The following is a 21,836-nucleotide window of genomic DNA, read 5'->3' on the forward strand; positions in this document are numbered from 1 at the left end:
CCGGAAAATCTGCCCGATGACTGCCCTGCCGTTCCTGCCCTTTGCCCTGCCCGAAATCGGCGACGACGAAATCGCCGAGGTGGTGGACACGCTCAAATCCGGCTGGGTGACCACCGGCCCCAAGGCCAAACGCTTCGAGCAGGCCTTCGCCGAGTTCCTGGGGCAAAACGCTGAGGACAGCCAGCTGCAGTGCATCGCCGTCAACTCCGCCACGGCGGGTCTGCACCTCGCGCTGGAGGCCATCGGCATCGGCCCGGGTGACGAGGTCATCACCACCACGCACACGTTCACGGCCACCGCCGAAGTGGTGCGTTATCTCGGCGCGGATGTGAAGCTGGTGGACGTGGACCCGGCCACGCTGAACATCGACATCGCGGCCATCGAGGCGGCCATCACGCCGCGCACGAAAGCGATCCTGCCGGTGCACTACGCGGGGCTGGCGGCGGACATGCTGGCCATCCTGGACATCGCCCGCCGCCACGGCCTGCGCGTGGTGGAAGACGCGGCCCACGCGCTGCCGACCACGTTGGAGAAGGAACTCATTGGCACGCTGGGCAGCGACGCCACGGTGTTCAGCTTCTACGCCAACAAGACCATGACCACGGGCGAAGGCGGCATGCTCGTCACCCGCAACCCCGAGCTGGCCAAGCGGGCCCGCGTGATGCGGCTGCACGGCATGAACCGCGACGCCTTCGACCGCTTCACCGCCAAGGTGCCCAGCTGGTATTACGAGATCGTGGCGCCAGGCTTCAAGTACAACCTGACGGACCTCGCCGCCGCGTTGGGCCTGCACCAGCTCAAGCGCCTGCCGGCCTTCCAGAAGCGCCGCGAGCAGATCGCCACGCGCTACCACGAGGCCTTTGCCGATCTGCCGGTCATCCTGCCGCCGGACGCGCCGGAGGGGGACGTGCACTCGTGGCACCTCTACGTGCTGCGGCTGGCGGAGGACGCCGGCATCAGCCGCGACGAATTCATCGAAGGCATGTTCGCCGCCGGCATCGGCTGCAGCGTGCATTACGTGCCCCTGCACCTGCACCCGTACTGGCGCGACCGCTACGGCCTCACGCCCGAGCAGTTCCCGCAGGCGCAGAAGGTCTTCGAGCACACGGTCAGCCTGCCGCTGTACACGGCCATGAGCGACGCGGACGTGGAGCGGGTCATCTCCGCCGTGCGCGGCTTGCTGGGCTGATCGCCTTGCCCAAACGGCTGTTCGACCTGATCGCCGCCGCCCTGGGTCTGGCGCTGCTGTGGCCGCTGCTGCTGTTGGCGGCGCTGTGGGTGAAGCTGGACTCGCCCGGCCCGGTGCTGTTTCGCCAGGTGCGGGTGGGGCGCTACGGCGTGCCGTTCACCATTCACAAGTTCCGCACCATGCGCACCGAGCCGGGGGCGGCCATCACGGTGGGGGCCGACCCGCGCATCACCCGCTCGGGCCAGGTGTTGCGGCAAACCAAGCTGGATGAACTGCCCCAACTCTGGGATGTGCTGCGCGGGGCGATGAGCCTGGTCGGCCCGCGGCCCGAGTTGCCTCGTTACGTGGCCCTGTACCCGGCAGACCTGCGCGAGCGCGTGCTGGCGGTGCGCCCAGGCATCACCGATCCAGCGTCGCTGGCCTTCAGCCACGAGGCCGAATTGCTGGCCGTGGCCGATGACCCCGAGCGCGAGTACCGCGAGGTCATCCTGCCGGCCAAGCTGCGCTTGTCGGCCGACTACGCGGCCCGTGCGAGCCTGGCCACCGATTTGCGGCTGATTTTCTCCACCCTCGCGCGCGTCGTGCGCGGCTGACAATCTCACCTCCATGAACTGGCAGTCGCTCGACACCTTCCTCACCCGCCTGCGCCCGCACCGCGAGCGCCTCGCGCTGGTGATGGACCTGGCCGCCGTGGCGCTGGCCTGGCAGGCCACCTACCTGTTCCGCCTGGGCTTTGAGCGCTGGTTCGAGGCGCGGCCTGTTTATGACGCCGCGGTGCTGGCCGGTTTGCTGGCGGTGTACGGCCTCGTGCTTTGGGGTCTGCGCGTGCCCAAAGGCATGTGGCGTTTCTCGGGCTTCGGCGAGGTCAAGCGCCTGGCGGCGGCCTGCGCCGTGGCGGGCCTGATCGGCGCTACATTGGTGCTCATGGCGCACCTTCGCGCCGTGCCGCGCGCCGTGCTGGCCTTGCACCCGCTCTTCACCTTGATGCTGCTGGCCATGATGCGCATGGGCTACCGCATGCTGTACGAGCACATGCGCAGCCGCATCAGCGGCAGCGCGCAGGAACAGCGGCGTGCCTTGGTGCTCGGGGCCGGTGACGCGGGCCGACTGCTGGTGGCCGGCATCCAGCACAGCCAGGGCTGGGTGGTGGTGGGCTTTCTGGACGACGACGCGACCAAGCTGGGCCAGCGTGTGGCCGGGGTGCCCGTGCTGGGGCCGTTGGCGGACGCCGGACGTTACGCCGGGCTGCACGGCGTCACGCACTTGATCGTGGCCATGCCGGCCGCGTCCACGGCCGAGCGGCGCCGGGCGCTGGATGTGGCGGGGGACACCGGTCTGCCGGTGCTGACCGTGCCCAGCAGCGTGGAGCTGCGGGCCGGGCGGCGCGTCAATGAGGTGCGCGACATCGAGCCTGAAGACCTGTTGGGCCGGGCGCCGGTGCAACTGGACGAAGCCGGCATTGTCGACTGCATCAACGGCCGCGTGGTGATGGTGACCGGGGCGGGGGGCAGTATCGGCAGCGAGCTGTGCCGGCAGATTGCTCGTTATGGCCCCAGCACCCTGGTGCTGTATGAGCTGAGCGAGTTCGCGCTGTACGCGGTGGAGCAGGCCCTGGCGGAGGCCTTCCCGCACCTGACACTGGTTTGCGTGATCGGCGATGTGAAAGACCTGCCGCACCTGCGCGCGTGTGCCTTGGAGCATCGGCCGCAGCTGATGTTCCATGCGGCCGCGTTCAAGCACGTGCCCTTGATGGAGGCGTCGGCCAACGCCGGCGCCTGCATCCGCAACAACACTCTGGGCACTTACCACGCAGCCCTGGCCGCGGCCGAGGCGGGTGCCGAGCGGTTCGTGCTCATCAGCACCGACAAGGCGGTCAACCCCACCAACGTGATGGGCGCCACCAAGCGCGCGGCCGAGATGGCGTTGCTGGCCTTGTCCAAGCAGCATCCGGGCACGCGCTTCATGGCGGTGCGCTTCGGCAACGTGCTGGGCTCCAGCGGCAGCGTGATCCCGAAGTTCAAGGAGCAGATCGCCCGCGGCGGGCCGGTCACGGTCACGCACCCGGACATCATTCGCTACTTCATGACCATTCCGGAAGCCGCTCGGTTGGTGATCCAGGCCGCCGTGATCGGCGAGAGCGGCCAGGTGCTGGTGCTGGACATGGGCGAACCGGTGCGCATTGCCGATCTGGCCCGCGAGCTGATCCGCATGAGCGGCCACACGCTGGACGACATCCGCATCGAATTCACGGGCCTGCGCCCGGGCGAGAAGCTCTACGAAGAGTTGCTGGCCGACCAGGAAACCAGCCTGCCCACCGCTTGTGCCGGCGTGCGCATCGCGCGCTTGGCCGACCGTGGCGCCGGCGAGCAGGTGCTGCGCGATTTGCAGCACCTGGATGTGGCCCGCCCGCGCGCCTTGCTGGGTGCGTGGCTGGGCGCCGAATTTCATGCCCCTTGGACGGACGTTTGATCATGTTTGTGGTTCCCACTGAGACTTCTCCTTCGCCGCGCGCGCCGCAGCCTGCCCAACGGGGGGGCGCTCGCCAGGCACTGCTGGCGCTGAGCCTGTCGACCTTGGTAGCGCTGGCGGCTGTCGGCGCGTCCAGCCCCGCAGCAGCGGCGCCGGTCTCTGACAACCTGGCCGTCATCGCGCTGGCGGGCAAACCCAGTGAATGGTTGGTGGCGTCGGACGAAGCCTGGAAAGCTCCTTTGGCCGCGGCGCGCCCGTTGATGGACGCGCGACGGGCCAACTGGGCCACGCTGAAGCCGGCCGAGCAAATTGAGTGGCACATCCATTCGGCCGTGCTCGCCCAGGCCGAGGGGCGGTGGAAAGACGTGCTGGCTTCAGTCGACGCCGCACGCGCTTTGCAGCCCAGCCCGGCAGGGCGCCAGACGGCAGGCCTGCTCAACGAACTGCTGGCCCGCCAGGCCTTGGCGCGGGGCGATGAAGCCGCGTTGCGCCAGCTCACGCGAGACACCGTGCTGGCGATGAACTGGAGCGAGGTCGAGCCGGCCATTCAGAGCATCCGCCAGGCGCTGTCGACGATGGAACGGCAGGGCGTTCAGAACTATGTGGAAAGCCGGATGGACCTCACCGTGGGCATCACCAAGGGGCAGGTCACCGTGCCTTTCCTGATGCAGCTGTTGGGTGCGCGCTTCCAGGTCCAGCAGGTGCTGCCGCACCGGGCGGCCTTGATGCTGGGCCTGGACGATGCGCTGCGCCAACGGGCGGCTGCGCCGACGCCGGCCACCGCACCGGCGCCGGCTGCGTCCAGCGCCAGCTGATGGTCTGACGTTCGGCGATCGACGGTTTGCCGCGGGCCGCACCGCTTCAGCGGCGTTGCAGCAGCGGTTGCGCCAGGTGTTGAGCCAGCCTTTGCGCGTGTTGGCGCAATTCGGGCACGGCGGTCGCTTCCCAGTGGGCAGCGCGCAGCGCCGGGCCCAGGCACCACAGCCGGCTTTGCACGTGGCCGTCGGCATGCAGCATGCGGCCCTCGGCATCCACGGCCGGGCCCAAGCCGTTGGCGTGTGGGCGGTACCAGCCGGCTTGCAGCCCCTGTTGACGTAGCTTTGCGGCGGGGGCGCAGCGCTGTGGCGCGGGGCCGGTGCAGTTCACGATGGCACCGGCCACAGCTTCCTGTCGGGTGCCGTCGCGGCGCTGCAGTTGCAGCTGCCAGCTGCCAGCGCTCAACGGCGCCCAGTCGACGAGTCGCCCGGCGATGACCTGCAGCCGTTGCGTTCGCCGGGCTTCAGCCACTTGAGCGGCCACCTCCGGCGCGGCACGGTGGCGGTGACTGTCCCATGCCGCGGTGCCGTGGCGGACGGCACGGCGCTGCTCCTGCACTGGCAGTTGGTGCCACAGTCGCGGCGTGTGCCGACGCAGGTCCGCCATCACGTCCCGCCAGTCGAGCCCAGCCCCGCCTGCGGTGGCCGTGAGTTGGCGCAAACCACGCAGCAGTTGCCGTGCGGTGTGAGCATCGCCCAGGACCGTGTCCGGCAGAAAACCGCTGGGTGGCGGCGCGTCGTGCGGGCGGTGCGGCTGGGGCAGCCAGCCGTGGCGCGACAGCAGTGTCACCGGGGCGCTTTGGGCCGCGCCAGGGCGCCGCATCAGGCGCTGCCACACGTCCACGGCGGTCAGGCCGGACCCGATCAGGAGAACGGGCACCTGCACCGGCAGCGCGTCCAGCGCTTCGCCGCAACTCCAGGGGTCAGACCACCAACCGGAGGCCGACCACGCGCCCGGCGGCAGCCCGCGCGCTTCGTGTCCGGTGCACAGCACCACGTCATCCGCGGTGTGGGCCGCCGCGTCGGTGCGCACCTGCCAGCCTTCGGGGGTGGGTGCCAGTGCCTGCACGGTCGACCGGTGGTGTGTCAGTCGCAGGGCCGGCGTTGCCGCCAGCGCGGCATGCAGGGTCTGTGCGAGGTAGCGCCCGTAGGCCGCGCGCGGCGCGAAGTCAGCAGCACGGCCCCCGCGTTGCCGCCACCACTGTGCAAAGTCATCTTGGCGGGCCACGGTGGGGCCCATGCGGCCAGCGGGCACGTTGAGCAACGGGCCCCAGTCCCCACGTTCCCAGGGAGCGTAGGCCAACCCCTGACCCAGCGTGGCGGAGGGCTCGAACACGTCCACCGCCAACGCCCCGTCGTCCGGCCGCCACTGCTCGGCCAAGCTCAAGAGCAGCGCGACGGCGCTGTAGCCACCGCCAACCAACGCCAGGCGTCGCATGAATCAGGCCGCGGCCACCAGCAAGTTCAGCAACGCTTGCACCGCCGCTTCCACCGAGCACTGGCTGGTGTCGATGCGAAGGGCGGGCGTGATGGGCGCTTCGTAGGGGGCGTCGATACCGGTGAATTGGCGGATCTCGCCGCGCCGCGCCCGGGCGTACAAGCCCTTGGGGTCACGCGCTTCGGTCACGGCCAATGGAGCGTGGACGTGCACCTCCGCAAACTCGTCTGGGCCGAATCGCGCCGCGGCGGCCGCGCGCTCAGCGGCATAGGGCGAGATCAGCGCCACGATCACCCGCAAGCCGGCCTGTTGCATCAGCCGCGCCACTTCTGCGGTGCGGCGGATGTTCTCGACGCGGTCCTGCGGGCTGAACCCCAGGTCCGAGCACAGGCCCTGGCGCAGCACATCACCGTCCAGGATGGAGACGCGCTCACCAAGTGCCCGCAACTGCACCGCCAAGGCTTCGGCGAGGGTGCTCTTACCGGCGCCGGACAGGCCGGTGAGCCAGACGACTTTCAGGGGGGCGTTCACCGACTCAGGCGCTTTGCGCGGCGCGTGCTTGCACGGCCTGCAGCGTCTTGCGGAAGTGCACGATCTTTTCTTCGTCGGTCGACAGGCGCGCCACGTCGTGGATGGAGTACCGGCTGAATTCCATTTCGCGGCAGATGGCGTTGTCTTCCTCAAACACCGTCTTGTTGATCTCGGCGGACGAGTCGAAGAAGTGGTCGAGCGCGTTGGCTGGCAGGCCGGCGCGCAAGCTGCCCCGCAGCAAACGGCTGTAGAAGTGGGTGCGTTGCGGTTGATCGGACGGGAAGAAGTGCTGCAACGAGTAGGAGTACCCAAACGTCGAGGTCAGCATCGTGAACGGGAAGAGGTACATGCTCATGTAGCCCTCGAACCGCTCCGTTCCGGCAAAGAGTCGGGCAGTGCTCTTGAGTCGCTTGAGTACCGCTTCATCGCAGATTTGAAAGCGCGCGACGGAGTTGGCGCCGCTGTAGCTGTTCACCGGATCAGACAGGCGCAGCCGGTTCAGGCTGTCCTTGTGCACGAAGGGCGTGTGCAGCGAGTCCAGCGCGTTCTCGATGGCCAGCTTCCAGTCGCACTGGTAGGTGTACGCATTCCAGGCGTGACGGCCCTGAATCTCCATGGAGATGGCCGCCAGCGGGTTGAACAGGTCACCCAGTTGTTCGTCCAGGCTGTGCGCGGGTTGGGGCGATGCAAAGAGGAAGTCACCGCACCAGTCGATCTTCAGCGTGGACAGTGACAGCCCCGCCAGCTCGGCATCCTGGAACTTGTGACGACACGGGATGTGCAGCTCGCCGCCGTGGTGCGTCCAGCCGTGGTAGCGGCAGGTGATCGGCCCGTTGCCGTACTCGGTGTTGAAGAACTTGGCGCCGCGATGCGGGCAGAGGTTGTCGAACACCACCAGGTTGCCCTGGTCCGAGGCGACCACGACGTCCTGGTCCAGCCAGCGCAGCTTCAGGAAATCGCCCGGCTGGGGCAGTTCCGACGCGTGACACAGCAGGTGCCAGTACCGGTCGCGGAGAAAGGAGTTCATCGTCAGGAGCTTTGCTGGAGCGTGCGCGCGGGTTGACTGAAGACGGTGGCGCCCGGCTTCACCGAGCGCACCACGGTCGAGCCGGCGCCGATGCGTGCACCGTCACCGATGCGCACCTTGGGCAGGATGGAGGCGTGCGAGCCCACCAGCACCGCCGTGCCGATCTGCACCCAGCCGGTCAGGTCCACGTGGGCACAAATGACGCTGCCTTCGCCAATGGACACGTCGTGACCGGCACCCGAGTGGGTGTTGATGACGACGAAGTCGGACAGGCGGGTGTTGGCCGAGATGAGGCTGAAGGGATAGACGATCACGCCTTCCCCAATTTGCGCGTCCGGGGCCACCACGCTCATCGGATGGATGAAGGTGTGGAAGCGCGCGCCCCGCGCCCGCAGGTCGTGGGCGATGCGCAGGCGCGCGGTCGGATCGCCGATCGCGATCACCACTTCGTCATCGGCCTGCGGCGTGTACTGGGCGATGCCCGACAGCACCGGATAGGGGTAGCCAGGAAACACCGCGTCGCAGGGTTCGCGGGTGTCGTCCACCACGCCCCGAACGCGGATCTGGCCGCTTTGAATTTGCGGCGCCATCAGCGCCAGCAGTTCGCGCGCCATGCCGCCGGCGCCAACCAAGACGATTTGCTTCATGGAAACCTCACCTCACTGTGTAGCCGCCGTCCAGCACCAGCGACGTTCCCGTCATCCAGCGCCCGCCTTGGCCCATCAGGAACGTCACCGCGTTCGCCACGTCATCCGGCTGGCCAAAGCCCAGCAGGTGCTTGCTGCGGTAGGCCTCGATCGAATCGTCGTTCAGCGTGGTCAGCAGGCTGCTGTGCATGGGCGTCTCGATGGCGCCCGCACAGACGGCATTCACGCGGATGCCGCGCGGCGCGAATTCCACGGCCAGTGAACGGGTCATGCCGTCCATCGCCGCCTTGGCCGCCGAGTACAGGCTCATGCCGGTTTGGCCGCGCAAGCCCGCCACGGACGACATGAACACCAGCGAACCGCCGTCTTCCATGACGCCGCGCAGCGACATGGCCCGGGCAATGGCCAGCGCCGACTGCACGCTCGACGCAAAGACGTCATCGAACTGCTTGCGCTTGCACATCTTGATCGGCCGCACCATGCTCACACCGGCCGAATGGAAGGCACCGTGGAACGCACCGTGCGCCTTGGCGTCGGCTTGGATGGCTTCCGTGATGGTGTCGTCGCCGTTGAGGTCCAGGGGCAACAGGCCGTGGCCCGTGCCCGCCAGCGCGTCGAGCGTGGCTTGCAGGCGGGTGGCATCGCGTCCGGAGGCGCAGACGCGGGCGCCGCAAGCCGCCAACGCGATCGCCGTTTGCCGGCCGATGCCGGACGAGGCGCCGGTCACCAGCACCCGCTTGCCGGCCAGGTACTGTTCGTTGAACACCTGCATCAGACTTCCACCCAGCGGCACACCCGCATCTGTTGCAGCGACACGAGCGCGGCCGCCCATGAGTAGCCGACACCGAAGCCAGCCATCACCACGTCACCGGCCAGGGCCTGGCGGTCTTCCATGGTGCTCATCAGCAGCGGGATGGTGGCGCTGGAGGTGTTGCCAAAACGGTCGATGTTGAGCGGGAACTTCTCTGCGGGCAGCTTCAGCTTCTTGGCGATGTGCTTGAGCATGAACGCGTTCGCCTGGTGGAACAAGGCGGCGCCGATGTCGTTGACGGTTTTGCCTGCGCCTTCCAACACCGCATTCACCATCAGCGGCACGCTGCGGATGGTGAAGTTGAACACCTCGGGGCCGTTCATGTAGAGGTAGTCCGGGTGGCTCTCGGGCAGCGCAGGCGTGGTGCCGCAGGCGCCCCGGTAGGTGCTCTTCGGAATGATGAGGTTCATCTCGCCGCGCCCATCCGTGCCCAGTACGTAGGGCGTGGCCGGGGCGTTCGCGTCGTACTCCAACGCGGTCGCCGTGCCGGCATCGCCAAACAGCAGCGCCGTGGCCCGGTCGTCCGGGTTCACCAGCTTGGACGAGGTGTCGCCCGCCAGCAGCAGCACGCGCTTGACCGCATGGCCATCAATCAGCCGCGACGCCAGCCACAACCCGTACACGTAGCCCGAGCAGCCCAGGTTCACGTCGAACGCGGCACAGTGGGTGCCGAGTTGGAGGCGGCTTTGCAAGGCGCAGGCGGTCGCGGGCAAGCGGTAGTCGGGCGTTTGCGACACGAACACCAGCGCGTCGACCGAGTCCGCCTCCCAGCCCAGGTCGGCCAGGAGTTCACGCGCTGCTGCTTCGGCCAGGTCGGACGTCGTTTGGTTCTCGGCGGCCACCCGGCGGGCGCGCACCCCAGTCATCTTGCCGATTTCCTCGATCAACTCGGGGCTGAACCGGTCGGTCAGGTCCTGGTTGCGAACTTCGGTGCGTGGCGACGCGCTGACGACGCCCCGCAGAGCCACATGGTCCACCCGGACATGCTTTCCGGCGGGGGTGTTGAGCGGGTTCATTTCGGTTGGGCGGGTTGGATTGAGGTCACGGGCCGCGGTGCGGCGGCGGGTGGGCGCTCAGCGAGAACGGCCACCCGGCGGGGGCAATAGGGCGTCAGGCCTTCTTGGCTGCGTCCACGAGGGCTTCGATGTCCGCCACCGTCGCGCACTTGCCGAGCGACTGACCGTCCACCATCACGTTGAACACTTCATCGACCAGAGCCATGGTCGAGACCACGGCCAGGGAGTCCCAGGCGGCCTCGCCGCTGTGCAGGTCGAAGGCGGAATTGATCACCGCAGCATCCACTTCCAGGATTTCGGCCAAGCCTTCGTAAAACTCACTCATTCTTCATTCCTTCAAGGTTCAAAACACAGGCGGCCCACGAGAGGCCCACGCCAAACCCCACCAGCATCAGACGCCGGGGCTCGGCGAGCTCACCGGCGCACTTCATGGCGTGCAACGTGAGCGGGATTGTCGAAGACACGGTGTTGCCCACCGTTTCCACATGGATCGGCAACCGTTCCGGCGGCACTTTCAGCTTCTTGCGCAAGGCGTCCAGCATGAAGCGGTTGGCCTGGTGCAGCACGAAGTAGTCGATGTCTTCGCGTGTCAGGCCGGCCTTGGTCAGCGTGGCATCCACCGCCCGCGGAACTTCCCGCAGCGTGAAAGCCATCACTTCCGCGCCGTTCATGTAGAGGTGGTTTGCGCTCCGAACATTGTCGGACGCATCCCGCACTTCTTCGGCCGACTGCGCATCGCAGGGCCGGCGGAAGCCGCCTGCTGGCACGATCAACTGCTCGGCCCCGCTGCCGTCGGTGCCGAACACGAACGGGCCGATGGAAGGCTCACCTTGCTCTCGGGCCACCACCACCGAAGCGGTGGCGCCGTCGCCAAACAGCGTGCGCACGCTCTTGTCGAGCGGGTGGATGTATTTGGAATACGTGTCGGCCGTCAGCAGCAACACGCAACGCGCGGCACCGGTTTCGATCAGCCCCTTGGCCAGCGACAGGCAATACACGTAGCCTGAGCATCCCAGGTTCACGTCCAGCGCGCCTGCCGACGTTGGAATGCCCAGCCGGTGCTGGAGCACGCACGCGGTGGTGGGCAGAACGTAGTCAGGCGCCTGGGTGCACAGGATCACGAAGTCCACGTCCGATGCGCTCACCCGGCCCTGGGCAAAGAGTGCTTGGGCGGCACCAAAGGCCAGGTCGCCCGCGGTTTCGTCCTCTGCGGCAATCGCGCGCGTCTGGATGCCGGTCTTCTCGAAAATCTTGTCGGCCGACCACGCCGGGTACAGCGCCGCCAGGGCGTTGTTGTCCAGCCGGCCGGCGGGCAGGAACGTCGCGATGTCCAGGAGTGTGGCGTTCAAGGGCATGACAACCAGTTCGGTTTCGGTGCGGCAGCCTCGGACGCTAGCAGCGCAGGCTGCAGACGTCCGACGCGGCCGTTGATGTGCGTCAAATCTTCCTGAGATCGCGGGCGGCGTGCCAATCAGCCGCGGCCGCTTCGAATCGCGTCAATGACGCGCTGCTGGTCGCTCTCGGTCAGATTCGGGAAGATCGGCAGGCACAAAACCTGTTCCGCTGCGCGGTGCGCCACGGGCAGGTTCGACGGATTCGACGACGGCAGCGCGCGGTACATCGGGAAGCTGCTGATCAACGGGTAGAAGTAGCGCCGGGCGTTGATGCCGAACTCCTTCAGGTAGTGATACAGCCCGTCTCGCGTGCGACCGTACTCGGGCTTCACCAGGATGGGAAAGTACGAGTGGTTGTGACGCGTCGCGTTGCCCGGCGTCAGGCATTCGATGCCGGGCACATCGCGCAAGGCTTCGCGGTAGCGTGCGTCCACCGCGCCGCGCAGGCGGTGAATCTCGTCCACGTGCTTGAGCTGCAACAAGCCGATGGCGGCGTTGAGCTCGCTCATCTTGCCGTTGATGCCCGGGGCCACCACCGTGACCTCGTCCACGAAGCCGAAGTTCTTCAGGTGGTCGATGCGCTGCTTCGTCTTGGCATCCTGGCAGACGATGGCGCCGCCCTCGAAGGTGTTGAACACCTTGGTGGCGTGGAAGCTGAGGATGGACATGTCCCCATGGTTCAGCACGCTGCCGCAGTGGCACTGGATGCCGAAAGCGTGTGCGGCGTCGTAGATCACCTTCAGGTTGTAGCGGTCGGCGATCCGCTGGATCTCATCCACGTCGCACGGGTTGCCGTAGCAGTGCACCGGCATGATGGCCGTGGTTTGCGGCGTGATCGCAGCTTCGATCTTCTTCGGGTCCAGGTTCAGGTGCACCGGATCCACATCGACGAACACGGGCTTGATGCCGTTCCACAGCAGCGAATGCGCCGTGGCCACGAACGAATAGGGCGTTGTAATCACTTCCCCCGTGATCCGCAGCGCCTGCAAAGCCGTCACGAGGGCCAGCGTGCCATTGGAGAACAGCGAGATGTACGGCACGCCCAGGTGCTCGCACAGCGCGCGCTCCAACTGCTGGTGCATCGGGCCGCCGTTCGTCAGGAACTTGCTGTTCCAGATTTGCTCCAGCATCGGAATCACCTCCTCCAGCGGCGGGAGGAACGGCTCGGTGACGTACAGGGGTTTGGCGCTCATGTCGGGTGGGGTGTGCGTCAGGCGGGAATGTCTTGATGGGCGCGCAGCACGTGGGACGAGCTGGCCTGCAGCGCTTCGTGGTGGCGATAGATCCATTCCATCGACTCCACGAAGTCCGTTTCGTCGCCCGGCTTCTGCCACTCGAACATCTGCTTCTTGAGGTCGCTCATCTTAAGCAGGCTGACCAATTCCTCGCGGGCGGCGTCGTCATGGATCAAGCGCATCGCGGTGTCGAAGTAGGCTTGATCGTTGTCGCACACCAGCCATTCCGGCATGCCGGCCATGCGCAGCACATCGCGGTCGAAGATGCTCAGGGGCTCGTTGCCACGGTAGGCGACAGTCGGCACATGCACCAGGCAGGTGTCAACGGTGCTGTTCGTGTTGCCGAACGGGAATGCCGCCAGCGCCACGTGGCATTTCTCCAGCACCTGCAGGAAGCCGCCGTACGTGCGCGACGGTTCCAGCGTGAAGTGCCGGAAGCGGCGCTCAAACACCTGCTTCAGCCGGTCGTACATCACGCCAGATGCGGAGGCGAAGAAGTGGAAATGCACCGGTCGCGTGGCTTCGGCCTCAATCCGCTCGCACAGCGCCAGGAAGCGGGGCGACAGCTTCATCAGCGAGCTGTTCACGGCGAGGTGAATCCGCCCGTCATCGAACTTTTCGTGGCTCACTTGGTGGGCCATGACGTCTGGGTGCGCGTCGAAACGAGGCGTCACGCCGAGTTCCACCACCTTGCGGCCGAACTCCCACGCGAATTCGCCCACGCCAGGGGACACCAGCGCGTAGTCCATGGTGTCGCACATCGGCGGCGCCGGGTGGCCCAGCGACATGATCTGGATGGGCGCGAACCGCTGGTTGGCGACCATCTGCGTCCACTCCGACATGCCCAAGCTCGGGAAGTAAATGATGTCCGGCTCGATCTTCACCAGCCGTGCGCCCATTTCGTTGATGGCGAGCCCACGCTCGAACATCACGACTTCGTCGAACAAACTCCGCAGGTCTTCAGTGAAATAGCCTTGGGCCACCACGCACACCGTGTGGAACTTCGAGCGAAGCTGCTCCAGGCCCGAGCGATAGCAGCGGTCCATGGCGTGGCCGCTCTGCATCCGCTCGGCGGCGATCACCATGGTGGGGCGGTCAGCGTCTTTCCGGTAGGTCCTCGAGCGCGACTTCAAGCCCGTTTTCTGATTCAAGCGCTTCCACACCTCATTCATGCTCTGCTTGAGGGCATGCTTGCGCGGGTGATCGGCGTAGCTGCAGTGCATCCAGGCCGACGTCATGGCCTGGATGATGCCGGCCGTTGGCATCACCGATTCGATCAGCTTGCTGTTTTCAATCAGAAGCCCACGATTGCGTTCGCCACGTTCGTGGTGCACGAAAGGCGTGGTGATCCAGCCAATCATCAAGGGCAGCAACTGCTCGGGCGGCAGTTTCAGCACGCCTTGCGCGAGTTCTTCGGGCAGCGAGTCCAGTGAATAGAACAGCGAGAGCACGAACACCTGGTTGGCCAGCAGTTTGACGCTGCCGTCCGGGTTGCGCTGACCCAGATAGCGCAGCAGGTGGAAGGGGCCTTCGTAGCCGCTCAGTTCAAAGATGGCCTCCAGCATGTGCTTTCGGCCCACCAGGAACTCGATCTGTCCGAGCGTGATCTGGAAGTCTGGGCTGCACAGCAGGGCCGAGATCATGGCCGCGATCCGCGTGTAGGCAGCGCGGCGCTCTTCGGGCTTGGACGTGGGCGGCAGAATGCCGAACGGCACGCGGGACTCTGCAATTGATGCAAGCAATTGCAACAGCAGCCGCACCCCTTCTTGGGTCTGGCGTTGAAAGACGGCGCGTTCCAGCTGGTCGATCAACACGTCTACGGTCGGGGTGGCTTCAGAAGTCATCGCAGAAATTGAGTCAGCCAGCGCCAGAACGTGCTCGTTCTCGGGCGCTCGTCAGGCTGGTGCAGGTTGGCAGTGGTGCACTGCTGGGACAGTATGGAACCCGGCGGAACAAGGAGACCGACGGCCGTACTGCAGTTTACCGGGCGCGTTGAAACTCTCTCCGGGGCGGCGGGCGAGTGCTTGCTGACGCAAGATTGCAACAGCGCTAGGGAAATTCCTGACCTGTCGTGGCTTGGGATGGCAAGGTCGGCAAAAACCGTCTGATATGCTGCCGGGCAACCTGCTGAGGCTATGGCCGTTCACGCTTGAGTCGATGTGGGGGAGGTGGGTTAGGTTTGTGTCGACGCGGTGTTGCCGTTTCGGTGGCTGCAAAGGCTCTAACCGGTCAGTGCATTCCAGAAGATTCGGCGCACTGAAAACCTGGCCTACTACTTGTATGTTTGTTGCAACATTGATCCGGAAGGCTCATTCAAGATGAAGAACTTTTCTCAAAAGGCTCTGGTCGCAGCTGCTGTGGCAGCCTGCGGCGTGTCGGCTCACGCAGGCACTGTGGCCGCAGCTTCGGTCCGTACCTACGCTGTTGAGGCCCTGACCTCGACGACCGCTGTGACGGTGGACACGATTTCGTACACGATGGGTGTCGCTCGTGCTGCCTCGCAAGGCTTCACGGTCATCCTGCGTCAGCCCTCCGGCTCGACGACCTCGCTGGTCTGCCCCGCCGTTCCGACCGTCGGCACGAACAACGGCAACGCCGCTATCGTGACGGTCAAGCGTTCGTCGGCCACTGAGTGCGCATACGACATCGACCTGAACACCAACAGCGCCAACGTCGCTGTCGGCAACACGATCAACTTCACCGGTGTTGGCCTGAACAGCCACGGCCTGGCTACGGCTGGCGCTTCGGAGACGCTGAACATCGCCCTGTACGACACGGGTGAAACCGCTCGCGTCGACAACTCGACCGACAAGACCTTCACGGTCGCCAACTCGGCTGCTGCCGTGACCTTGGGCGCTGCTGCCGACACGGCTACCAGCGCTGACGTCGGCTACAACAGCGGCAATTCGCCCCTGTTCGGCTTCATCGCCGGCGGCGACGACACGGCCACCAACGCTGTGGCCACGTTCAACATCGGCGTGAACAGCTCGCTGCTGAACGCTGCTGGTTCCGCCGTGACGAACGCCGTTGTCGGCAACGTCGTCGTGACCGTGACCGGCGACTTCGCCGGCCTGGTGACGACCTTCAACGCCGCCGCTGGCAACAGCGTCGTGACCGTTGCTGGTCCGAACACCACCACCCCGGCAGTGACCTACACCGCCGGTGGCGCTTCCAGCACCGCCGTGTTCACGGTCGGTGGCGGCGCCAACCTGAACGCTGCTGGTACGGCCACGAACGTGACCGTCAAGCTGGTGACGGCTGCGACCCAGTCCCTGGGTACGTCGCGCACCTTCGGCGTGTCGGGCGTGGTGAACCCCGCCATCGGCGCTCAGCGCACGCTGACGGGCAACAGCTCGTGGTGGACCTGGACGGCCAACGCCATCGAACTGCGTTCGGCTTTCTTCAACAACGACAACAGCACCGGCAACCTGACCCGTTTCTTCTTCCAGAACACGGGCGCTGCTGCCAGCTACTCGGCTGCTTGCCAAGCTGAATCGGGCGTGACCGTCACGTACGGCTCGGCCAAGACTGGTTCGCTGGGCGCTGGCCTGACCGCTGTGAACGCCGCAGACATCTGCACGTTCAGCACCGGCAAGCGTGGCTCGATCACCTTCACGATCAACTCGTCGATCAGCAAGATCAAGGGTGTGTACCAGCAAGCTGTGAACGGTTCTTCGACCGCTTACATCCCCCTGGATCGCCCGTACAACTCGAGCAACAACACGTACTGATCGTCGACTGCTTCGGCAGTTGTCTATCGCAAGGGCGCCTTCGGGCGCCCTTTTTCTTTGGTGAATCGGGACGCCGGTACACTGCCAGCCTCTCGCGATTGCACGGCATCATGGTTCGACATTCACTTCAAGCACCTCTGCGTCGGCGCGGTTTCACTTTGCTGGAAATGCTGGTGGTGCTGGCCATCATCGGTTTGATTGCCGGCTTGGTCGGGCCGCGTTTGTTCAAGAAGGTGGATCAGTCTCGCGTCACCGCGGCCACCATCCAGATCAAGCAATTGCGCGGCGCTGTGGAAAACCTGCGCCTGGACATCGGACGCTATCCAACACCGCAAGAAGGCCTGAATTTGTTGATGAAGGCGCCTACTGATCCGGCGTTGGCGTCGCGTTGGCGCGGCCCGTATCTTGAAGAGTCGGTGCCCTTGGACCCCTGGGCCAAGCCGTACCAATACGCGGTGCCGGGCCGGGATGGTCAGCCGTTTGCCTTGTATTCGCTCGGGGCCGATGGCCAGCCGGGCGGCGAGGGCGATGCCCAGGACTTGGGTGTGCTGCCCGCCAACTGACGGAGCCTCTGCCTTGACGCAGCCCGCCGGGCGGCCGTGGGTTGCCACACGAGCCTTGGGGCGCAGCCTGCCCCAGCGGCGGCAGCACCGTGGGTTCACGTTGCTGGAAATGCTGGTGGTGCTGGCGCTCATGGCCTTGGCGTTTGGCATTGCTCTGCCGCGTGCCTCGAATTGGCTGGATGCCGTGCAGGAGCGCGGTTGGCGCGCCGACCTTCGTGCGCACCTCGAGGCCTTGCCCGTGCGTGCCTTCCTCTCGGGTGATGAATTGCGGCTGGATGCCGCGCAATTGCTGGCGGCCGTGCCAGGTGCGCCGGACGGCGTGGAGCTTCGTCTGCCGCAGCCGCTGGTGTACGCGGCCGGTGGCGCTGCGGGGGGCGGTCGCGTCGAAGTCTGGCGCCGCGGTGCGCGTGACGTGTGGGTGATCGAGCCGGTGACCGGCAAGGTGCATGAAGGTGGCTGACCGGGTTCCCTCGGCGCCGAGCGCTCGGCCGCGCATCGCCCGCGGCTTCACGCTGCTGGAGGTCATCGTTGCGCTGGTGATCTTGTCGACTTCGGGCCTGATGCTGTTCGGCTGGATCAACCAGAACCTCGCCACCGCAGTGCGCCTGCGCGAGGCGCAGGCGCGCGCTCAACTGCAGTTGGAAGGTGTGTCGTGGCTGGCGACCGTCAACCCGTCGACGGAGCCGGAGGGCGTGCGCGAGATGGCAGGCCTGCGTTTGACCTGGCGAGCCGAGTTGATCGAGCCGGAGAGGGCGGAGTTCGACTTTGGTGGCAGCCTGATGCCGCGCTGGATGGTGGGGTTGTACCGGCTGCGGGCCACGATCGCCCGCAGCGACGGCACCCTGCGCGCGGAATGGGAGCAAACCTTGGCCGGTTGGCGCCCCTTGCGTGGCGGCGTCGCGCAGAAGCCATGAACCCGCCAATCGTTCAGTCTCGACGGCCTGCCCGGGGCTTCACGCTGATGGAGATGCTGGTGTCGTTGGCGATCCTGGCGATGATTTCGGCGCTGCTGTGGCAGGCGCTGGGCCAGACGATGCGGGTGGAGCGCCTGCTGCAGCGATCGGGCGTGGACGGGCAACTCGATGTCGTGAGGCGTGAATGGTTGCGCGCGGTGATCGAGTCCAGCCTGGTGGAGCGCACCGGCGCCCCGCGCCAACTCGCTGGCACCGGTGAAGAGTTCACCGTGGCGGGCGCGGATGGGCTGAATCTGCCAGGGCTGCCTGCGGGGCGGCTGCAGCTTCGTTTCGAGGCCAGCCCGGTGCCCGGGCGAAGGCGCCTGATGGTGGCGGAGGCTCCGGCAGCCGATGCGTTTGCGCAGGGCCTGCGCACGCCTGCTGCGCCCGTTGAACTGCTCTCTTGGGAAGGGCGTGTGGGGGCTGCCAAGTTTCTGGACGTCAACGGGCAGTGGCATGACCAGTGGCCGCCGGCATTTGCCATTCGACTTGCCGCGGCGCGGGGGGAGGATGAACAGATGCGCGCGGCTGCGGCTGAAGTGCCCCAATTGCCGCGCGCGGTGTTGCTGGAGTTGGGTGACGAGGTGGGCGGCCCGTTGATCGTGACCCTCAGCGTCACGGAGCTGGGGCGGGTGCGCCGCGACGTTTGGGAACGGCAATGAGGCGCCAAGGTCGGTCTGCGCAGCGGGGTTATGTGCTGGTGATGGTGCTGGTGGCGCTGGCCGTGATGGCCTTGGTGGCGCAGCGCTTTGCACAGCGTAACGATGACCTGCGTCGCAATGCGCTGGACTTTGACCGCTACGCGCAGGCCCGGGCGGCGACGCAGGGCGCGCTGGCGGCCACGCTGTACTGGAACGCCACGCGGCCCTTGATGCCTGCGGGGCGCGGCACGCTCGATCAGCAACTGCGGCACGACGGTCAGGTTTACCTGACCGTGGACGAAGCCCGCGTCGCGGTGCAGGACTATCGAGGCTTGCTGTCCATCAACGGCGCCTCGCGGTCGATGCTTCGAAACCTGCTGGTGCTCGACGGCGTATCGCTCAGCCGTGCGCAGGCCATGACGGATGTCTTGGATGACTACATCGACACCGACAGCCTCAAGCACATCAACGGGGCGGAGCGGCCCGAGTACCAGGCCTTGGGCCTGCCAGGGCCGGCCAATGACTGGATCGTGAGTTTGCAGGAGCTGCAGGGCATGCCGCTGTGGCGAGACGACGTCGCGTTGCTGGCCCGGTGGGCTCCTTTGTTCAGCACCGACTTTGGCCACATCATGAACCCCGCGACGGCGCCACTGCCGGTGTTGAAGGCTTTGTTCCCCAACGCCAACGCCGCGCAGCTTCAGTTGGTGCAGACCTTGCGCCGCTCCGACCAACTGCGCGACATCCGCAGCGCGCAGCGCTTGACCGGGTTGCCGTTCCATGAGGATGAGCACCTGCTGGCCCCTGGCCCAGAGAGCCGCGTCACCGTCTGGGCGCCGGGTCTGCCCAGGGCCCATGAGTACAATATTCGGCTGACATCTGCAGGGGAGCTTGGCCCGTGGGTGATCACCGAACAGCACAGCATCACGCGGCGCCCCTTCATTGATGAAGCTCCCCCAACTCTCCCCTTTCCTCTCGCGCTTCGCCCCCGCACCGCGGCCGCCGACCGTCCTGCGCCTTGACGGTTTGGTCGACCTGCCGCGCGTGGCGTGGTGGGCATCTGCCACGGTGGCAGTGGCGCGGAGCCGCTGCCGTTTGCGCTGGTTCCGGCTGTCGGGCGTGCCGGCCGCCGAACGCCTGGGCGCGTTGCGCTTGCAGGTGCAAGCGTGGCAGCCCTTTGACGTGACCGATGCGCGCTTGGTGCTGTCGGGCGAAGACGGCTTGGCCATCGCCTGGGACGCGGCGGCCCTGGAGCGAGACCTCGCGTCTGCCGGTGTGCCGCGGGACCGCATCCAATGCCTGCCCGAGCCCTTGCTGCAGCCAGCGGCCGACGAGGGAGTGCGCCTGATCCGCAGCGCGGAAGGCTTCGAGGCCCAGCGCTGGCAGGGCGGCTTCTTGCGCGCCAGCCGGTGGTGGGCGCAGCCCTTGACCGAACGCGACTGGCACGAGTTTGTGCATGCCAGCGGCGCCGAGGTGGCGTGGGACGCGCCCGTGCCCGAACCTGTGTCGCTGGCCTGGGCGCCCACCGCTTGGGTGCGTCACCACGCCTTCCATCCTTCCGCCGACGGCGCCGATGCCCGCGAGCGGCAGTTGGTGTTGCTGGGCGGGCTGGGGCTGAGCCTGGTGGCCGGGTTGATGGCCCATCAACTCTGGGACGCCAGCCGCGAGTCCGCCGCGCTCACGCAGCAGATGGCGGACATCAAGAAAACCATGCAGCCGACGCTGGCCGCGCGCGACGCGGCGCTGTCCGCCGTGGCGGAGGTGGAGCGGCTCGCCAACTGGTTTGCCGTGCCGCTGCCGGTGGATGTGCTCGGCCATCTGCACGACACCCTGAGCAAGTCGGGTGTGCTGATCAAAGACCTCGAGCTCGAAGGCGACAAGCTGCGCTTGGGCTTGCAGTTGGGGCCGAACGCGACGCGCGCCGGCATCGTGAAAGACCTGCAGGCGGGCAACTGGCTGGTGGACGTGACGGAAGTGCGGGCCGACAACGCGCGCGGTTTGCTGACGATGGAAATGCGTCTGGCGGGCCTGCGACCGCCGGTGTCCGCCGCGCCCGCGGCCGATGGGGCGGCCGGCCCGGCTCCGGCGCCCATGCGACCCGCGGGCGTGGATGCGCGCCCGGCGCCGCCTGCGGCGGCGGTGGCCACGACCGTGCCGGCCGCCGCGCCGGCTCGGCCGGTGGCCAGTCCGGCGCCTGCCGCACCCGCGGCAACGCCCGCAGCGCCGGCTCCGCGCCCCGCGCCCAAGGGGCCGCCCAAGCCCATCATCGCCACGCCTGACGCCAACGGCATGCCGCCGGCGGACGTGTTCAACGCCATTCCGAACCGTTGATGAGTGCTGACCCTGCATTGACTCCCTGGGCCCAACTGCGCGAGCAGTGGCAAGCATCGCGCCTGGTTCGCCTGGGTGCCTGGGCGGGCGTGGCGCTGTTGGCGCTGTACCTGCTGTTGGCGGGTTTCGACGAGGCGGATGCGCTGCTGGAGCGCAACCGCGCGCAGGCCGCTGAGCTGGTGCGCCTGCAGGCCTTGGCCAAGGACACGGGGTGGCCGGAGCGCCGACAGGAGGCGCAGGCCCTGAAGGCGGCCTACGACACGGCCGTGTGGTCGGATGGCGACCTGGCGCTGGCCGAGGCCGGTTTGCAAGACTGGTTGCGCACCGTCACGCAGCGACTGGGGTTGAAGGTGCGCGAGATCACCTTGGTGCGTGCTGATCCGTCCGCCAAGCCGTCGGGCAGCGTGCCGGCGGGCTATGTGGAACTGCACGCACGGGTGGTGGTGGAAGTGCAGCGCGTGCCGCTGTTCGCCCTGCTGGCCGAGATGAGCAGCCAGGAGCGTCGGATCGTGGTCGAGCGCTTTGCGCTGCGGGGCATGAGCCAGCCGTCCGTGGCCGAGATGGACCTGAAGGCGCTGGCCTTGGCTGGAGCCAAACCATGAAGCGCGGAGCGTCTGCCTTGATGGCCCTGGCAGCCTTTGGCATCGGCTGGCTGGCTGCGCCGGGCGCGGAGCCGGCGGGCACGGTGGTGCAAGCCCGCAAGGACCGTTGGCAGCTGCCGGACCTGCCCCAGCGGCCGGACCACGTGGCCCGCGCCATGGCGCTAGCCGCGTCACCGATGTTCGAGCCGGAAGCCACCCAGGCCGCGGCCGCCGCCCAAGCGGCGGCGCAGGCCGAAGACCTGCGCTGGCGTGCCGCTGGCGTGTTCGGGCGCGGCCATGAGCGCAAGGTCTTGATCGTCTTCGCAGCCGCGGGCAAGGCGCCGGTGCGGCTGGCGGTGGGCGACAAGGTGCCCAGCGGCGAACGCATCACGCAGATCCGTGAGGGCGAGGTGCTGATTCGCGTGGGCAACAAGCAGGTTCCGTTGGGAGCTGATTACCGTGAGTGA

The 21,836-nt window shown here is 66.9% G+C and carries 23 protein-coding genes; 13 read left to right on the forward strand and 10 right to left on the reverse strand.

Features of this window, described 5'->3' with window-relative positions:
• The first annotated feature begins 16 nt into the window (after positions 1-16).
• The 4 genes from ACG01O_RS18775 to ACG01O_RS18790 are packed head-to-tail and all read left to right on the forward strand — an operon-like array spanning position 17 to position 4,473.
• The gene (locus tag ACG01O_RS18775; protein WP_394386935.1) at positions 17-1,189 is read left to right on the forward strand and encodes a DegT/DnrJ/EryC1/StrS family aminotransferase; all 1,173 of its coding nucleotides are present in this window, start codon (positions 17-19) and stop codon (positions 1,187-1,189) included.
• 5 nt (positions 1,190-1,194) lie between these two features.
• On the forward strand, positions 1,195-1,782 hold the full coding sequence (locus tag ACG01O_RS18780; RefSeq protein ID WP_394386936.1) for a sugar transferase: 588 nt from the start codon (positions 1,195-1,197) through the stop codon (positions 1,780-1,782).
• Positions 1,783-1,795: 13 nt separating this feature from the next.
• Entirely contained in the window at positions 1,796-3,658 is a 1,863-nt protein-coding gene (locus tag ACG01O_RS18785) for a polysaccharide biosynthesis protein (RefSeq protein WP_394386937.1), read from the forward strand.
• A gap of 2 nt (positions 3,659-3,660) precedes the next feature.
• On the forward strand, positions 3,661-4,473 hold the full coding sequence (locus tag ACG01O_RS18790; RefSeq protein WP_394386938.1) for a hypothetical protein: 813 nt from the start codon (positions 3,661-3,663) through the stop codon (positions 4,471-4,473).
• 46 nt (positions 4,474-4,519) lie between these two features.
• Here the strand turns inward: ACG01O_RS18790 and ACG01O_RS18795 are convergent, their stop codons facing one another.
• The 10 genes from ACG01O_RS18795 to ACG01O_RS18840 form a co-directional block, all read right to left on the reverse strand.
• Complete coding sequence (locus tag ACG01O_RS18795) at positions 4,520-5,911, reverse strand: FAD/NAD(P)-binding protein (RefSeq protein ID WP_394386939.1); 1,392 nt, start codon at positions 5,909-5,911, stop codon at positions 4,520-4,522.
• Positions 5,912-5,914: 3 nt separating this feature from the next.
• Positions 5,915-6,442: an adenylyl-sulfate kinase gene (cysC, locus tag ACG01O_RS18800; protein WP_394386940.1), complete on the reverse strand. Its 528-nt coding sequence runs from the start codon at positions 6,440-6,442 to the stop codon at positions 5,915-5,917.
• A 4-nt stretch (positions 6,443-6,446) separates the two neighbouring features.
• A complete protein-coding gene (locus tag ACG01O_RS18805) occupies positions 6,447-7,469 on the reverse strand; it encodes an aromatic ring-hydroxylating oxygenase subunit alpha (protein ID WP_394386941.1) in 1,023 nt (340 codons plus the stop codon).
• 2 nt (positions 7,470-7,471) lie between these two features.
• Positions 7,472-8,116 carry an acetyltransferase gene (locus tag ACG01O_RS18810; RefSeq protein ID WP_394386942.1) on the reverse strand — a complete coding sequence of 215 codons (645 nt, stop codon included), beginning with the start codon at positions 8,114-8,116 and terminating at the stop codon, positions 7,472-7,474.
• Positions 8,117-8,123: 7 nt separating this feature from the next.
• Positions 8,124-8,888, reverse strand: a complete 765-nt coding sequence (locus ACG01O_RS18815; RefSeq protein WP_394386943.1) for an SDR family NAD(P)-dependent oxidoreductase — start codon at positions 8,886-8,888, stop codon at positions 8,124-8,126.
• The gene (locus tag ACG01O_RS18820) at positions 8,888-9,943 is read right to left on the reverse strand and encodes a ketoacyl-ACP synthase III (protein WP_394386944.1); all 1,056 of its coding nucleotides are present in this window, start codon (positions 9,941-9,943) and stop codon (positions 8,888-8,890) included. The genes ACG01O_RS18815 and ACG01O_RS18820 overlap by 1 nt, the downstream gene beginning before the upstream one ends.
• Before the next feature lie 94 nt (positions 9,944-10,037).
• Positions 10,038-10,268, reverse strand: coding sequence for an acyl carrier protein (locus tag ACG01O_RS18825; RefSeq protein ID WP_394386945.1), 231 nt, complete (start codon positions 10,266-10,268; stop codon positions 10,038-10,040).
• Positions 10,261-11,298, reverse strand: coding sequence for a ketoacyl-ACP synthase III (locus ACG01O_RS18830; RefSeq protein ID WP_394386946.1), 1,038 nt, complete (start codon positions 11,296-11,298; stop codon positions 10,261-10,263). Before ACG01O_RS18830 ends, ACG01O_RS18825 begins: the two co-directional genes overlap by 8 nt.
• A gap of 116 nt (positions 11,299-11,414) precedes the next feature.
• On the reverse strand, positions 11,415-12,530 hold the full coding sequence (locus tag ACG01O_RS18835) for a DegT/DnrJ/EryC1/StrS family aminotransferase (RefSeq protein ID WP_394386947.1): 1,116 nt from the start codon (positions 12,528-12,530) through the stop codon (positions 11,415-11,417).
• 17 nt (positions 12,531-12,547) lie between these two features.
• Positions 12,548-14,416: a hypothetical protein gene (locus ACG01O_RS18840; protein WP_394386948.1), complete on the reverse strand. Its 1,869-nt coding sequence runs from the start codon at positions 14,414-14,416 to the stop codon at positions 12,548-12,550.
• A gap of 474 nt (positions 14,417-14,890) precedes the next feature.
• On the opposite strand from ACG01O_RS18840, the gene ACG01O_RS18845 reads away from it, so the two are divergent.
• From ACG01O_RS18845 to ACG01O_RS18885, 9 genes are all read left to right on the forward strand, one after another.
• Positions 14,891-16,303, forward strand: coding sequence for a hypothetical protein (locus ACG01O_RS18845; RefSeq protein WP_394386949.1), 1,413 nt, complete (start codon positions 14,891-14,893; stop codon positions 16,301-16,303).
• A 110-nt stretch (positions 16,304-16,413) separates the two neighbouring features.
• Positions 16,414-16,866 (forward strand): type II secretion system major pseudopilin GspG, encoded by a 453-nt coding sequence (gene gspG, locus ACG01O_RS18850; protein ID WP_394386950.1) that lies wholly within the window; start codon positions 16,414-16,416, stop codon positions 16,864-16,866.
• A 13-nt stretch (positions 16,867-16,879) separates the two neighbouring features.
• Positions 16,880-17,326 carry a type II secretion system protein gene (locus tag ACG01O_RS18855; RefSeq protein WP_394386951.1) on the forward strand — a complete coding sequence of 149 codons (447 nt, stop codon included), beginning with the start codon at positions 16,880-16,882 and terminating at the stop codon, positions 17,324-17,326.
• The gene (locus ACG01O_RS18860) at positions 17,313-17,780 is read left to right on the forward strand and encodes a type II secretion system protein (RefSeq protein ID WP_394386952.1); all 468 of its coding nucleotides are present in this window, start codon (positions 17,313-17,315) and stop codon (positions 17,778-17,780) included. The genes ACG01O_RS18855 and ACG01O_RS18860 overlap by 14 nt, the downstream gene beginning before the upstream one ends.
• Positions 17,777-18,481, forward strand: a complete 705-nt coding sequence (locus tag ACG01O_RS18865) for a PulJ/GspJ family protein (RefSeq protein WP_394386953.1) — start codon at positions 17,777-17,779, stop codon at positions 18,479-18,481. Before ACG01O_RS18860 ends, ACG01O_RS18865 begins: the two co-directional genes overlap by 4 nt.
• A complete protein-coding gene (locus tag ACG01O_RS18870; RefSeq protein ID WP_394386954.1) occupies positions 18,478-19,479 on the forward strand; it encodes a type II secretion system minor pseudopilin in 1,002 nt (333 codons plus the stop codon). Before ACG01O_RS18865 ends, ACG01O_RS18870 begins: the two co-directional genes overlap by 4 nt.
• The gene (locus ACG01O_RS18875; RefSeq protein WP_394386955.1) at positions 19,403-20,788 is read left to right on the forward strand and encodes a hypothetical protein; all 1,386 of its coding nucleotides are present in this window, start codon (positions 19,403-19,405) and stop codon (positions 20,786-20,788) included. The genes ACG01O_RS18870 and ACG01O_RS18875 overlap by 77 nt, the downstream gene beginning before the upstream one ends.
• Positions 20,788-21,390 carry a GspMb/PilO family protein gene (locus ACG01O_RS18880; RefSeq protein ID WP_394386956.1) on the forward strand — a complete coding sequence of 201 codons (603 nt, stop codon included), beginning with the start codon at positions 20,788-20,790 and terminating at the stop codon, positions 21,388-21,390. The genes ACG01O_RS18875 and ACG01O_RS18880 overlap by 1 nt, the downstream gene beginning before the upstream one ends.
• Positions 21,387-21,836, forward strand: a complete 450-nt coding sequence (locus ACG01O_RS18885) for a hypothetical protein (protein ID WP_394386957.1) — start codon at positions 21,387-21,389, stop codon at positions 21,834-21,836. The genes ACG01O_RS18880 and ACG01O_RS18885 overlap by 4 nt, the downstream gene beginning before the upstream one ends.

This window comes from Pelomonas baiyunensis (assembly GCF_043555935.1).
GTDB lineage: Bacteria > Pseudomonadota > Gammaproteobacteria > Burkholderiales > Burkholderiaceae_C > Pelomonas > Pelomonas baiyunensis.

Coding starts and splice junctions, on each gene's coding strand:
- ACG01O_RS18820 (WP_394386944.1), bottom strand. CDS start 9,943: ATGAACCCGCTCAACACCCCCGCCGGAAAGCATGTCCGGGTGGACCAT.
- ACG01O_RS18830 (WP_394386946.1), bottom strand. CDS start 11,298: ATGCCCTTGAACGCCACACTCCTGGACATCGCGACGTTCCTGCCCGCC.
- ACG01O_RS18805 (WP_394386941.1), bottom strand. CDS start 7,469: ATGAACTCCTTTCTCCGCGACCGGTACTGGCACCTGCTGTGTCACGCG.
- ACG01O_RS18885 (WP_394386957.1), top strand. CDS start 21,387: ATGAAGCGCGGAGCGTCTGCCTTGATGGCCCTGGCAGCCTTTGGCATC.
- ACG01O_RS18775 (WP_394386935.1), top strand. CDS start 17: ATGACTGCCCTGCCGTTCCTGCCCTTTGCCCTGCCCGAAATCGGCGAC.
- ACG01O_RS18785 (WP_394386937.1), top strand. CDS start 1,796: ATGAACTGGCAGTCGCTCGACACCTTCCTCACCCGCCTGCGCCCGCAC.
- ACG01O_RS18860 (WP_394386952.1), top strand. CDS start 17,313: ATGAAGGTGGCTGACCGGGTTCCCTCGGCGCCGAGCGCTCGGCCGCGC.
- ACG01O_RS18840 (WP_394386948.1), bottom strand. CDS start 14,416: ATGACTTCTGAAGCCACCCCGACCGTAGACGTGTTGATCGACCAGCTG.
- ACG01O_RS18815 (WP_394386943.1), bottom strand. CDS start 8,888: ATGCAGGTGTTCAACGAACAGTACCTGGCCGGCAAGCGGGTGCTGGTG.
- ACG01O_RS18865 (WP_394386953.1), top strand. CDS start 17,777: ATGAACCCGCCAATCGTTCAGTCTCGACGGCCTGCCCGGGGCTTCACG.
- ACG01O_RS18795 (WP_394386939.1), bottom strand. CDS start 5,911: ATGCGACGCCTGGCGTTGGTTGGCGGTGGCTACAGCGCCGTCGCGCTG.
- ACG01O_RS18810 (WP_394386942.1), bottom strand. CDS start 8,116: ATGAAGCAAATCGTCTTGGTTGGCGCCGGCGGCATGGCGCGCGAACTG.
- ACG01O_RS18845 (WP_394386949.1), top strand. CDS start 14,891: ATGAAGAACTTTTCTCAAAAGGCTCTGGTCGCAGCTGCTGTGGCAGCC.
- ACG01O_RS18880 (WP_394386956.1), top strand. CDS start 20,788: ATGAGTGCTGACCCTGCATTGACTCCCTGGGCCCAACTGCGCGAGCAG.
- ACG01O_RS18790 (WP_394386938.1), top strand. CDS start 3,661: ATGTTTGTGGTTCCCACTGAGACTTCTCCTTCGCCGCGCGCGCCGCAG.
- ACG01O_RS18835 (WP_394386947.1), bottom strand. CDS start 12,530: ATGAGCGCCAAACCCCTGTACGTCACCGAGCCGTTCCTCCCGCCGCTG.
- ACG01O_RS18870 (WP_394386954.1), top strand. CDS start 18,478: ATGAGGCGCCAAGGTCGGTCTGCGCAGCGGGGTTATGTGCTGGTGATG.
- ACG01O_RS18825 (WP_394386945.1), bottom strand. CDS start 10,268: ATGAGTGAGTTTTACGAAGGCTTGGCCGAAATCCTGGAAGTGGATGCT.
- ACG01O_RS18875 (WP_394386955.1), top strand. CDS start 19,403: ATGAAGCTCCCCCAACTCTCCCCTTTCCTCTCGCGCTTCGCCCCCGCA.
- gspG (WP_394386950.1), top strand. CDS start 16,414: ATGGTTCGACATTCACTTCAAGCACCTCTGCGTCGGCGCGGTTTCACT.